We start from the raw sequence: 12,210 nt of genomic DNA on the forward strand, positions 1-12,210 counted from the left end.
GCGGTGGCCGCCTCACGTTCGGAACGCCACGCCCCCAGGGCCCGGCGTACACCACGCTAGGGGACGCTACTGCCCCGGGCCACCAGGACGATGGAAAGAATCAGGAGCGCCCCGTAGCACGTGGCGAGAACCCAGCGACTGGACGTCACTGCTGCGGCTCGGTACCGCCACCGTTCTGCGCGGACGAGGCCTGCGCGTCCGGGGTCGACTGGGTGGCCTTCCGCCGGCGCTGCACCCTCTGCACCTTTTCGGGTGCGGAGAGTCCGATCTTGCGCAGCTCGTCCTCGGTCCAGCCGCCGTTGTTGACGGCGGCCTGGAACGCCTGGGCGTCGTTCTTCTCGGCCTCCTTGAGGGCCTCACGGGCCTCGTCGAGAGCACCGCGAGTAGCAATCGCCCGGCGGACATAGTCCATCCGGTCGTTGAGCAGCCGCTGGGCGGCTTCCTCTGCTTGCTGGGGGTCAGTGAGCTTCACCATGCCCCTAGGTTAACGGACGCACACGATCCGTTCCAGAACTACCACGTGCTTAGCTGGCGCTTCGCACCCGTGGTGCCCCAGCGGAGCAAAGCTATGTTTTATGTGCCATAAAACCGGTCCACCGCTAGCCCGTCGGGCTTTGCGGTGGCACACTGGTCGTGTGAGGCCCACTCAGTGGGGGCGCTGCGCTGGGCCGGCAAGGAGAGGAGGTGCTGTGGTGGAGCAGGAGAATCCGCGTCGAGTGTGGAAGTCGCGGCGGAAGCGGATCGAGGGCAAGACCCAGTACGTCCGGGTGTCCATGTCGGAGGCGGAGCGTGCTCAGTTGATGGTGCTGGAGCAGCAGACCGGGCTCTCGCCCTCGGCGCTGATGGTCGAGGCGGTGTTCGGCTCGGCGGATCCGGTGGCGGTGCAGTTGCGGCGGAATCAATTGGTCGAGTTGCTGGCGATGCGCCGGCTGATGGCCACGATCTCGAACAATGTGAACCAGATCGCCCGGCACGCCAACAGCACCGGAGAGGTCCTTCCTGAAACGGTCGAGACGATGCGGGAGGCTCGGCGGTTCAGTGAGGAAGTGCTGGCCAAGATCGAGGAGTTGATTCCGTGATCCCGAACATCACCAAGGGTGACAAGCCGGTCGGTTTGATGAAGTATCTGGTGGGTCCGGGGAGGGCCAACGAGCACACCGACCCGCACCTGGTGGGCGGGTCCCCGGTGATCATGTCTTGCTACGACGATGTGCAGCTCAATGAGGAAGCCGCGGTGTCGATTGCCCGCGAGATCGACCTGAACCGGCGCGTCTTCGGGGTGGACGCTGACGCCAAGCACATCTGGCACTGCTCGTTGTCGATCCCGTACCAGGACCGTGAGGTCACCGACCAGGAATGGTCAGACATCGCCGCCCGGTTCATGGACGAGATGGACTTCACCGACGCGCAGGCCAAGGCCCCGTGCCAGTGGGTCGCGGTGCATCACGGGCGCTCCACCAAGGGCAACGACCACATCCACATCATGGCCTCCACGATTCGTGAGGACGGGACGAAGTGGGCCGATGGCAACGACTACGCCCGGGCACAGAAGGTGGCCCGGGGGATCGAGAAGGACTTCAATCTCATCCAGCTCGGCAACCACTCCGAACGGTGGTTGCAGCAGGGCGAGGTGCGGCGGGACAGCACCCGGGAGCCGGCCCGGTTCGCGCTGGAGCGCACCGTGCGGGCGTGCGCGGTGGCCGCTGAATCAGAAGCGCAGTTCGTTCGTTTGATGCGCCGGGCCAACCTGCTCGTGCACCCGCGGTTCGCTGCCGGCACCGATTCGGTGGTGACCGGGTACTCGGTGGCGGAGCGTCCGCCGAAGGGGATGCGGCCGCTGTGGTTCGGGGGCGGCAAGCTTGCCCAGGACCTCACCCTTCCCTCCCTGCGCACCCGCTGGCCCGACACCCCTGGCTCGGCGCAGGAGGCGTCGGAGGAATGGGCGGCGGCCAAGCGGCACCGCCGCATCGTCCACCCCGACGCCCCCGGCGCGGCCCTGGACGAGGAGACCGCCCGGCGGCTGGCCGGGGAGCTGAAGGAGGTCCGCCGGCGGCTGGTCACCATCGCCCCGGACGACCACCAGTCCTGGGCGCACGCGGCCCGGGAAGCTTCCGGGGTGTTCGCAGCGTGGTCCCATGCGACCGAGGACGGCCAAGGTCCGCTGGGGCGCACAGCCCGGGTGCTGGCGCGGTCCGCGCACCGGTCCGGGGTGAAGATCACCACCCCGCTTCAGGCGCCGCTGCGCACCAGTGGCACCACGGCCTTCTTGTTGGCGGCCACCCGGGCGCCGTCCCCGGTGGCGCAGGCGCTGATCATGAATCAGATGCTGCGGATGACCCAGGCGTTCTACGAGATGCACCAGGCCAACCAGGAGCTGCGCGAGACCCAGCTGCTCAACGACGCCTTCGAGCGACACCTGGCCGTCGTGGCCGCACCTCTGCCGGAGGTGGAGACCTCCGCGCCGGCGCGCTCGGCCTCCCACGCCGGGCCCACCCGTGAGCGCGGGGCGCTGCGGGAAACCCAGGGACCCACCGCCACGGTGCGCCCCTACGTAGAGCACACCCGAGGCGAGCACGGAATGGAGCTGTAGCGATGAGCACACAACCCGACGGCGTGAATGACCTGCTCTCCCGAGACCTCCAGGCGGCGATGGCTGTGGCCGGGCGCTGGGGCGAGATGATGGCCCGCCAGCGTGCCGAACAACTCCGCCAACGCCTCACGGAACAGCAGCACCGGCGGCGTGAATTGGAGGAGCGCTTCGAGGCCGAACGCGCCGTGATGCGCACCGAGCTCGCCCCGGTGGACCAGGGCCGGTTCTGGGAGACCGCGAAGCCGGAAGATATCGCTGGCCACTACGGGCTGGCTCGGCAGTGGGAGGACTACGACGAGGTGGCCAAGGCGGCGCGGGCGCGCATCGAGGCGCAGGTGAAAGAGCGCCACGGGTTGGGCGTGGAGGACTACCTCGAGGAACGCACCCCGCAGAAGCAGCGCACCGGATCCGTTGAGCCGGAGGCCGGTAAGCGTGAGGCGGTGGACGCCCAGCGTGACCACGCCGCGGCTGCCCGCAAGGCCGCTGAGGCCGGCCGGGGAGACCTGGACAACGACACGGACACCCGCAATGCTGCCGCCGAGGCCGAGGAGCTGTGGGATTCCGGGGACCGCCGGGCGAACCTCGCCAAGAGGCTCATGGCCGCCCTCGGTGACACCGAGGAAGGGCGCGACGGAGTACAGGCCCGGCTGGCAGCTGACCGGGACCAGGGCGCAGCACCGGTCGACGCTGTGCGCTCCACCAAACGCGGACCCAAGGCACGCAAGAGCACCGGACGCGGAGCGGGGCCGGAGAGGGCTCGGGAGCTGGGCTGAGGCCATCCAGGACATGAGAGGAAGGGGGCGCAACCCGTCGAACTCTTTCAGACTTGGCAGAAGCCAGGGAAGGAGGCAGGTCAAGGGGAAAGCGAAGCGTGGGGCAGGTCAAAGAGTCAACGGAAGGCCGGGCAGTCCCCGACGAGTCATATACCACAAGGTAGCTACGGACATAGGTAACGACACGCTAGAGTGAGCGTATCCCCGTGATCCATCTCATACTTGGAGTGCTCATGTTCCGTCGCCCTGCCGCAATCGCCTCGCTCGTACTGGTCGGCTTCGCTTTCGCGCCGGTAGCCAATGCCGCTGATCGCGAGCTGAACCCTGGCGAATCAACACGGTCAGCCCGCTGTTCCGAGACCCTCTCCGGTGGGACTTATGACCCTGGAGCTCAGGGCACTACTGGGGACGACACTTGTTCCCGCAGCTCGAGCACGACCGTCCGTGAAGCAGACTCCACACGGGTGAACAACGAGAACGCGCGCAAGGAAGTGAACCGCGTCAATAAAAGCGACGTCACCTACGAGTCAACTCAGACGATCAAATGGGTCCAAGGGTCCGGTTGGAAGGACTCATCGACGACCGAGCCGGTCGAGACGGACCGCGTTCTACTGGAGAAGTGCATGGACAACCCTAGCGGCGAGCACTGTAAGGACGCATAACAAAGAAGCCAAGCACACAAGGGGTTGCCCTGACAGTGTTTACTGCCAGAGCAACCCCTTGTGCGCGTCCGTTTCTCCCGTAATGGCCCGTGTTTGAGAAGTTTGGGCGCTTGGATTTCTTGAGGATCTCGGTGCTGGTCTCAGTCCACACAAACGGGTGGCGGCGGTCGTTCCAACCGGTGACGAAGGCGTCAGGTCCCACAGCCGGTCGTCGAACATCCACAACTGCGTTCTCGTCGTCGTGCCGACACTGTGCGCCACTCTCAGGCAAGCGGGCAACGACAAATCAAGTTTTGAGACCAGGTCTAAACAACATGTTCTCCGAGGGCCTATGGAGAGCCGCCAACATCAGCATTGATCGCTGGTTTTAAAAACTTTGCGATCCCCCTTGACATAAAGCGCATCGCGATCCGAGCAGAAGCTCCCAAAATCGCCAGTGAGACTGGTTGACTCCCGATATCGGTTTAAGTGTTGACCCTCTTTTTTATCCAACGTATGGGTGCGAGTTTCAGTGTCTATTGAATAAGAGGGCGCGTATTCGCTTCCGCTCTCGAAGGATTCGCCGCCCCTGGTGTGGCTTTGGTATATTTCGTTTCCACTCCCAGTTGAGACTCTGTTGCTCACGACATGCTGATTATTGCACCTTGTGTCTGAGCCGTTATCGGAGCAAATCGAGTACTTCGATACCTGCGCCCCATCGGAGGCACGTTCATCATCAGGAGCAGCCGAAGCCACCCCTGTGGTCAGCGCCATCCCTGTTCCTATTATTAGGGTTGCGAAGTTCCGCACTAATTTGGACATGGTTCCCCCAGTGAATGGCATAACCAAAAGTAATTATCCTGGCACGGACCTGTGAATGGACACACTCACATTGACGACAGGTGATTTACCGTTCATGGGCAACACTCCACGCCCCCGCGAATCAAGCGTGCGATATTGGTGATGATTGAGTCAATAGGGCGCACAATATGACGACATCTAACAGGTATGAGCTTTTGCAAAATTAGCTCTTGTTAATTCTTCCCATCAGGAAGATTTCGCTCGCTGAAAGCGTCACGTCATGTATTGACACCGGTCGCCGGCATGGTCACCATGCCGACAACTATTCTCCACACGCCCTTCCCGACCCCCATGCCGCTGGCTGCCATGTCGAGTGCTGCGCCTGCTTTGGTCACGCAGCGAAGGCTGTGCCCACGTCCAAGAAATCCCATTCTTTCTTTACGATGGCAAAATGTTGGAGTGTGACCAAGAAATGTCACCGTTCGATATCAGTGATAGGACTACGGGCACCGAGTCTCCGTGTGGAATGCAAAGTGGACATCGTGCGTGGAATTCAGACGACCGGTATGAGGTGAGAGTGTTGCCTCCGGGTTCATGGGGTGGTCCACCTCGGGGATACGCGCGAAAGATTACATCCACTTCCATTGCATCATCGGAGGAATCATGCGCGGAAAAATTCGCCAGGTCACTGTTGTCGCACTGAGCGTAGGGGCGTTGCTCGTGGGGGGTGTGGCGCCGGCCGCTGCAGCCAGGGATGACAATACCCAGAAGCCCGGTGCCCAAACCGACGGTGCTCAAACCATCAGAGAATCCGATTGCTCTGGGGATGAGTACACGACCAGTTGTAACAGTTATCGCCAAGTGTCCAATTCGGTGGAAACGCCCAGCGGAAACAGGATCGAACAGGGCAAGTCCAGTCGTGGTCAGAGCAGGACGTCTGGTGGAGAGCTTTCTTTCTCCTATGAAGACAATTCTCGCTATCAGACCCTGTCCAAGGACGGGGTCGGGCACGAGGGTGGTTACCGCAGTTCGAACACGCTGACTTATTCCGACGGCAGTAGTTGCACCTCGTCGTCGTCCTCCCACTACACCGGGGAGCGGGAGCAGTTCAACGACACAAACTACGAGTGCAACTGAGTTGAGCTGGCCCAGTCGCGCAGGAGTGCAGTTTCTGTCCTCCTGCGCGTACTTCCTCCCACACCTTGGACTCCTGCCGACCCACAGGAAACGCCACGCGGTGTGCCCGGACTCGCATCCCAACGCCAACGGCAGCTTCCGTCCCCCGCACCGAAGTGTGCAGCACGAACAAGGCGGCCCTCCGGCGCAGCACGGTCAACAACCCGCCGACGCCGCGTCCCGTCCATTCTTGGCCCGCGAGAGCAGGGGCGTCAATGGTTCCAGCATCTGTCACAACCGGTCGCTGACCCGGCTCTGGAGGCATTCTGCCTGCCCATAGCGACCGTGATCGTCATCGACCCGTTGGGGTAACCCCACATTTGTAACTTGGGCAAAGGTATGGGAAAGCGCAGGTCGGATTTTTAGGTTCTACGGAACCAGACCGCGCTTTAGAAGTGGTATCAATTATTCGAGTTCGGGGGTGGCCAGGCTCGCGGGTCGATGACGATCACGGTCGCCATGACAAGGCGGAGTCCGTCCCAGCGGCTGGTCAGCAACCAGTTGCGGAAGTTTGGTGTGCCGCTGGGGGCCACCTCAGTAGGCAGGGTGGGACGAGTTCTCTCACCTACTTCTACTCATCCTGCTAATGTCCGATAAGAATGATTATGTAAAGTAATAAAGACATTATCTGCGCTTGCCGCACATTGTGAGGTTCCGGGAAACGGCTCCGATGCTCCCCCGAGTGGTTCCTGACCTGGGGTGACTCGACCTGGGCGCCGTAAGGCGCCATGCCGTGCGCGGCATGGATGATGCCTGCGCCCACCGGGTCCATTCGCCTACTGACGTGGACATTTTCGGGTGGTGGTTGCGTCGCTTGCAATCCGTGTGCGAAAACGGCAATCGGGTTCGGAGTCTGAGTACGGTCCCGTGGGCCACGACGGCGAGAACCCGCGGTTCGCTCTATCCACTGGGCAGGACCCCATGTCGAGGTCTTCCTGGCCAGCACCTTGGACGGGCGCGTTCCTCAGCAACGGGCGAAAGACTTCTCGCCGGCGACGATCCCGAGTCGGTGCAATATCGTGACGAGCCTTGTGGATTTCCCTTGAAGCGCAGACAGTCCCTATGACCTGCGATCACCGAAGATTCGGATAACGTATTTTCCCATCAGGAACGAGCCACCCCTGGACCCGGCGTCCATTGGCCGACCAGCGACTGCACGGCCACGCCTCCGGACCTTGGCTGTGACCGCCATACGGAACATCCAGATTAAATGTCACCGGATAGTGCGGCAGTCCCAGCTCTTGTTCCAGTGCATCCCCGCGCGCTTGGGCGGCGTCTTTGCGGAACACCAGCGAGGACTGGTTGCGGTGCCAGGCCCGGTTCAACCGCTCCAACCGGGCAAGTTCCTGGTCGGCCTTCGACTTCTCCAGGATCAACAGGTTGCCGCTGGAGATCGCCTTCACCTCGGCGAAGGACAAGGTGTTGTCCCCGACGTCCTCGATCTTGCACGTCCAGGCGCCCGCGCATGATCTGGTCGATGAACTTCGACTTCCGCTTCAACGTCTGCCACATGAAGGTCGTCAAACGACCCCTTGATCACCACCTGGGAGATGGCGACCTCCGGGTGCTGGTTGCCCTGCCGGTTGATCCGCCCGTGGGGCTGGGCCACGTCGGCCGGGCGCCACGGGGCGTCCAGGTCCACCAGATGCACCGCCCTCGCTTGGATGTTGATGCCCACCCCCATCTCCTGGGTGGAGCCGATCAGGACGGTCACTTCTCCGGTGCGCGTGGCGGAGAACAGCCGCCCCTTCTCGGCATCGTTGCGGGCCTCGTGCATGAACCGGATCTTCTCCACCGGCACTCCCCGCCCGGCCAGCTGCAGCTTCAGCTCGTCGTAGACGTTCCACGTCGCTGCCGGGGTGCCCAGATCGCAGAACACGATCTGCAACGCACCCCGGGTCGGGTGCTCCTCCCCGGTAGAGGGATCCAGGAACACGTCGTTGCGGTGGTCCTCGTACACCCGGGCCATCAGGTCCGCGGCGGCGCTGATCTTGGTCTCAGCCATCACCGATCCCAGCTCCGGATCCACCAAACGCAGGTCCAAGGCGGCCTTGCGCCCGTCGGAGCTGACCTTGAGCATGTTGTCCTCGGTCGGAGGCACCAACCGCGCCTGAATCGCCTCGGCCCGCCGGCCGATCTCTGCGATGTAGTCCTGCAACTGGGCCGAGGCTTCCACCGAGACCATGCGCGGCAGGCGCTCCCCGTCCTCCCGCTCCACCAGCTCCCGGGCGGGCAGCTTCAGATCCTCGGCGGTCTTCACGTCGGCGAAGGAGCGGAACATCTTCAGCAGCTCCGGGACGTTCTGGAACTTCGCGAAGCGCTCCTTCATCTTGAAGCTGTCCCTGCCAGCCACCGAGAGCTCCATCTCGGACACCACCTGCCCGAAGATCGCCGCCCACGAGTCGAAGTCGTGGATCTCGGCCCGCTCCAACAACTCCGGACCCAGATAGCGCTGCACCACGTACATCTCGGTGACCGAGTTGGTGGTCGGCGTGGCCGTCGCCCCGTCATCACCCGATCCCCGTGCACAGGGCGCAGGTACTCCACCTTGGAATGCAGGTCGCTGGCCCGCTTGGACCCATCGATCGCAGCGTCCTGAATGTTCGAGGAGGTGTCGAGTTTTTGTACTCGTGCAGCTCATCGACCAGCAGGTAGTCGATGCCGGTCTGCTCAAAAGTGATCCCCGGATCCGTCGCCCGGTCGGCCTTCTCCTTGAGTTTCTCTTCCCGGGCTTGGATGCGGGCTTCCATCCGCTTGATCGACATGGTGTCCGCCCCGCTGGCCACGGCCCGTTGATTGGTGGCCTCCAGCTCGGCCCGCTGGCGTCCCATTTCGGCCAGGTCGTAGGCGACCTTGGACTCCTCGGAGAGCTCGATGCGCTCGAACGCGGTGCGGGTCATGATGATCCCGTCCCAGTCACTGGCCGCCGCCCGGGCGACGAATACCGGCAGCTTATCCCCGGCCAGATCCTCCTGTCGATGCCGTCTGAATACTGACCCTCGGGCGCCGGGCGGATTCAACGGTGGGTTCTAGCGGTCGTCGCAACATCCCTGGTAGATGGAGGGATGGAGATGGGCATCAGAGGACGCAAGCGGCGGTTGGTCCTGGAAGACGAGTACTGGGCGCTAATCCTGTCCGGGGTGGGCACGGTCGAGGCGTGCCAGATGGTCGGGATCGGGCGCAAGACCGGATACCGATGGCGGGCCGAGCTCGGCGGGCTGGCTCCGGCCAGGAGAGCCGAGGCACAGCAATCGGAACGCTACCTGTCGTTGCTGGAGCGGGAGCGGATCGCGGTGCTGCGACGCCAGGGCCTGTCGATGAGGGCGATCGCCACCCGGCTGGGGCGGGCGCCCTCGACGGTCTCTCGGGAGCTGCGGCGCAACACCGCCGCCCACGACCGCGGAGGCTACGATCCGGTGCTGGCCCATGCCCGGGCCCGCACGGCCGCCCGACGGCACCGGCCCGGGGTACTGGCCCACGACGAGCAGCTGCGCCAGGTGGTGCAGTCCAAGCTCGAGCTGGACTGGTCCCCGCAGCAAATCGCCGTGTGGCTGCGGTCGGGGTACCCCGACCGCCCGGAATGGCACGTGTGCCACGAAACGATCTACCAGGCGCTCTACCACGGCACCCGTCGCGGGCTGCACCGGCGGCTGACCGCCCGGTTGCGCACGGGCCGGTCGATGCGCCGGCGCCGCCGGCGCCCGGATCGACGGACCCCCCGCTTCATCGCCCCGGGGATGCTGATCGACCAGCGTCCGGCCGTGGTCGAGGAGCGGGTGCGGATCGGCGATTGGGAGGGCGACCTCATCGTAGGGGCGAAGGGCCGCTCGGCGATCGGGACGCTGGTGGACCGCACCAGCCGCTACGTCCGCCTGGTGCACCTGCCGCACGGCCACGCCGCGCAAGCGCTGACCGATGCGCTGGAGGTACTGGTGGAGGACCTGCCGCAGCCGGCGCGGCGGACCTTGACCTGGGATCAGGGTGCGGAGATGGCCCGCCACGACCTGGTCGCTGCCTGGTTCAGCGAGGGCGTGTACTTCGCCGCCCCGGCCAGTCCGTGGATGCGGGGGTCCAACGAGAACATGAACGGGCTACTGCGTCAGTACTTCCCGAAGGGCACGGACTTGAGCGTCCACACCGCCGGGGACCTCGCCAGGGTGGAGCAGCTGCTCAATACCCGTCCGCGGAAGGTCCTCGGATGGGCGACGCCGGCCACCGTGTTCACCGCGAAAATGTCATGCTGAAACCCAGCCGGTGTTGCGACGAGCTGTTGAATCCGCCGGCGATAGGGGGGTCAATATTCGTTCGGCGTTGACACCTCCGAGGAGGCGGCGAGGATCTGCGCCTGGGGGTAGAGCTGCAACCACTCCCGACAGAACTGGTCCAGCATGTGGTTGGGCACCACGATCACGGGTTTGCGCGCCATGCCCAGTCGGCGCAGCTCCATCGCCCCGATCGCCATCTCCACCGTTTTGCCCGCTCCAGCTCATGGAAGAGCCCCCACCGAGAGGGCTCCGAGAGCATCCGCGCCACCGCCGCGCGCTGGTGGGGGCGCGGGGTGAAGTTCTTCCACCAGCCCGGGGAACGTCAGGCGTTCCCCCTCCACGGTGTAGTCGCGCAGCACGATGGAGTTGAACCGCCGGTTGTACTCATGCACCAACCCCGCCGCCCGTGCCGGGTCCTCCCACACCCACTCCCCGAAGCGCTCCTGCATCAGAGACGCCTTCTCCTGGGCAGCGGTGGTCTCGGTGGCGTTGACCACCCGACGATCGCCCTCCGGATCCGACGGGTCCGGGTCGGTGACCTGGATACGGCGTTGCTCCAACAGACGGGCGAAGATGTCCCCGGCCGCCATCCGCTCTGTGCCCCAGTCATTGCGGGCGGCGAAGACATGCCGGGACGCCCGCACACCCCAACTCACCCCGCTGATCCGATCCACCCGCGCAGCAGGGTCCCTGATGATGCGGCGCAAGAACTGCTCGTGGATCTCCGGGGCCACCCGGGCGACCTCCCGGGCCCGCACCAGGTCCCCGAGCGGCCTCGACAGCTGGGCCCGCCACGATCTCGCCCAACCGCAGCAGCCTGGCCAGGTGCATCGCGTCCCGGGCGTCGGTCTTAATTCGATCCGCGACTTTGGTCCTGCAGATTCGACGGGACCGCCTGCCGGCCACCTCTCCGGCAACCTCGTCGATCGCGCATCCGAGCACCGAGGCGGCGTGCAAGTTCGATCCCACACTCGTACGCTGAACAATCACCTAAGGGCCCGCCCGCTCGGCCGTTCGAGCACCGGAACAGTCTGCGTGACAGAGGTCGAAGGATCGCCCACCAAGCGGAACTGGTTCCAGGCACGTGATGCTCCCGGCTGACCCCGCACGCCTCTTTCGATTGCGGTTACGAGGTGTGCAACCGTGGGACTGGCTCCCTCCGCGAGAAGATCCACAACAACTTTTCCCAGTTCTTCCGCATCCGCGCTGCGGATAACTCGGGCCGCTCCTAGATAAGCCCGGGCTGCTCCTCCTTCGACAAGATGACTCCCAAAGGGAACACCGCTACGAACGCGCTTGAGTGTGTCGCAGGCGAACGCGATGACCAGGCCGGCAGGTCGGTGCCCCCCGTCTGGATCAGGAGCGATGTGGTCCCAGCGCACCCCTTGGTATCCGCCCCACCCACGTGTGCGCCCGTGCCCGGCATAGAGCACCACCGAGGGGCCTGCTTTCAACGCAGTGATCAGATCCTCGCGCCGGGTCCGATCTGCCCGCAGGTCCATTACGTAGCGCCCCGCACGATCCAGCGTTTCGACCCAGAGCCCCGCCGGGCCCAGAAACATATCCTTGGCCATAGCCGCTATTACCCATGGCGCTCCCGCCGTGCCCGCAAGGCTCGGAACTGGAAGGTCACACGGTTTATCTGCCTGAACCAACGCGACCGCTCGGCCGTTGATCGCTGGGGCAGGAACCGAACGGTAGGGCCCCCAACGACGTGGAGCCACCAATACGAACACATCAGCATCCAAATTGGAGAGCCGATCGCGTAGTCGGAAAGGGTCGCTGCTTGTCGTCTCAGGGCCAGGGAGGATGACCACGTCTGCCGCGCTAACCCCAGGGGAGTCCTCGAGGCGACGCGCCATCTCAGCCGCCGCCGACACGGATCCATTGGTTCCGAACGGGACGAGAACGACGATCCTGAGTCCTAGCGGCTCGTTCGCGCCGATGGCAGCATGCCCGTGCAT

Annotated in this window: 12 protein-coding genes; 5 read left to right on the top strand and 7 right to left on the bottom strand. The window is 64.3% G+C overall.

The window, feature by feature from the left end; all coding sequences use genetic code 11:
- Positions 1–145 precede the first annotated feature (145 nt).
- A complete protein-coding gene (locus ACFYE1_RS15395; protein ID WP_387744725.1) occupies positions 146–475 on the bottom strand; it encodes a hypothetical protein in 330 nt (109 codons plus the stop codon).
- Positions 476–689: 214 nt separating this feature from the next.
- On the opposite strand from ACFYE1_RS15395, the gene mobC reads away from it, so the two are divergent.
- The 4 genes from mobC to ACFYE1_RS15415 all read left to right on the top strand — a co-directional run bounded on the left by mobC (position 690) and on the right by ACFYE1_RS15415 (position 5,942).
- A complete protein-coding gene (gene mobC / locus ACFYE1_RS15400) occupies positions 690–1,079 on the top strand; it encodes a plasmid mobilization relaxosome protein MobC (protein WP_387744728.1) in 390 nt (129 codons plus the stop codon).
- A complete protein-coding gene (locus ACFYE1_RS15405; protein WP_387744731.1) occupies positions 1,076–2,590 on the top strand; it encodes a relaxase/mobilization nuclease domain-containing protein in 1,515 nt (504 codons plus the stop codon). Before mobC ends, ACFYE1_RS15405 begins: the two co-directional genes overlap by 4 nt.
- A 2-nt stretch (positions 2,591–2,592) precedes the next feature.
- Complete coding sequence (locus tag ACFYE1_RS15410; RefSeq protein ID WP_387744734.1) at positions 2,593–3,363, top strand: hypothetical protein; 771 nt, start codon at positions 2,593–2,595, stop codon at positions 3,361–3,363.
- Positions 3,364–5,468: 2,105 nt separating this feature from the next.
- Positions 5,469–5,942: a hypothetical protein gene (locus tag ACFYE1_RS15415; RefSeq protein ID WP_387744737.1), complete on the top strand. Its 474-nt coding sequence runs from the start codon at positions 5,469–5,471 to the stop codon at positions 5,940–5,942.
- Positions 5,943–7,054: 1,112 nt separating this feature from the next.
- Here the strand turns inward: ACFYE1_RS15415 and ACFYE1_RS15420 are convergent.
- Genes ACFYE1_RS15420 through ACFYE1_RS15430 form a run of 3 tightly spaced genes read right to left on the bottom strand, consistent with a single transcriptional unit; the run spans position 7,055 to position 8,881 of the window.
- A complete protein-coding gene (locus ACFYE1_RS15420) occupies positions 7,055–7,399 on the bottom strand; it encodes a hypothetical protein (protein WP_387744740.1) in 345 nt (114 codons plus the stop codon).
- The gene (locus tag ACFYE1_RS15425; protein ID WP_387744742.1) at positions 7,381–8,442 is read right to left on the bottom strand and encodes a helicase-related protein; all 1,062 of its coding nucleotides are present in this window, start codon (positions 8,440–8,442) and stop codon (positions 7,381–7,383) included. Before ACFYE1_RS15425 ends, ACFYE1_RS15420 begins: the two co-directional genes overlap by 19 nt.
- Positions 8,443–8,491: 49 nt before the next feature.
- On the bottom strand, positions 8,492–8,881 hold the full coding sequence (locus ACFYE1_RS15430) for a hypothetical protein (protein WP_387744745.1): 390 nt from the start codon (positions 8,879–8,881) through the stop codon (positions 8,492–8,494).
- A 165-nt stretch (positions 8,882–9,046) separates the two neighbouring features.
- On the opposite strand from ACFYE1_RS15430, the gene ACFYE1_RS15435 reads away from it, so the two are divergent.
- Positions 9,047–10,225 carry an IS30 family transposase gene (locus tag ACFYE1_RS15435; protein WP_387744748.1) on the top strand — a complete coding sequence of 393 codons (1,179 nt, stop codon included), beginning with the start codon at positions 9,047–9,049 and terminating at the stop codon, positions 10,223–10,225.
- A 50-nt stretch (positions 10,226–10,275) separates the two neighbouring features.
- Here ACFYE1_RS15435 and ACFYE1_RS15440 read toward each other — a convergent pair whose 3' ends face one another.
- The 3 genes from ACFYE1_RS15440 to ACFYE1_RS15450 form a co-directional block, all read right to left on the bottom strand.
- The gene (locus tag ACFYE1_RS15440; protein WP_387744751.1) at positions 10,276–10,449 is read right to left on the bottom strand and encodes a hypothetical protein; all 174 of its coding nucleotides are present in this window, start codon (positions 10,447–10,449) and stop codon (positions 10,276–10,278) included.
- Positions 10,450–10,467: 18 nt separating this feature from the next.
- Entirely contained in the window at positions 10,468–10,980 is a 513-nt protein-coding gene (locus tag ACFYE1_RS15445) for a hypothetical protein (RefSeq protein WP_387744754.1), read from the bottom strand.
- Between the two features lie 252 nt (positions 10,981–11,232).
- Positions 11,233–12,210 carry a C25 family cysteine peptidase gene (locus ACFYE1_RS15450; RefSeq protein ID WP_387744757.1) on the bottom strand — a complete coding sequence of 326 codons (978 nt, stop codon included), beginning with the start codon at positions 12,208–12,210 and terminating at the stop codon, positions 11,233–11,235.

This window comes from Kocuria nitroreducens, from assembly GCF_042879195.1.
In the GTDB taxonomy this organism is placed as follows: domain Bacteria; phylum Actinomycetota; class Actinomycetes; order Actinomycetales; family Micrococcaceae; genus Kocuria; species Kocuria nitroreducens.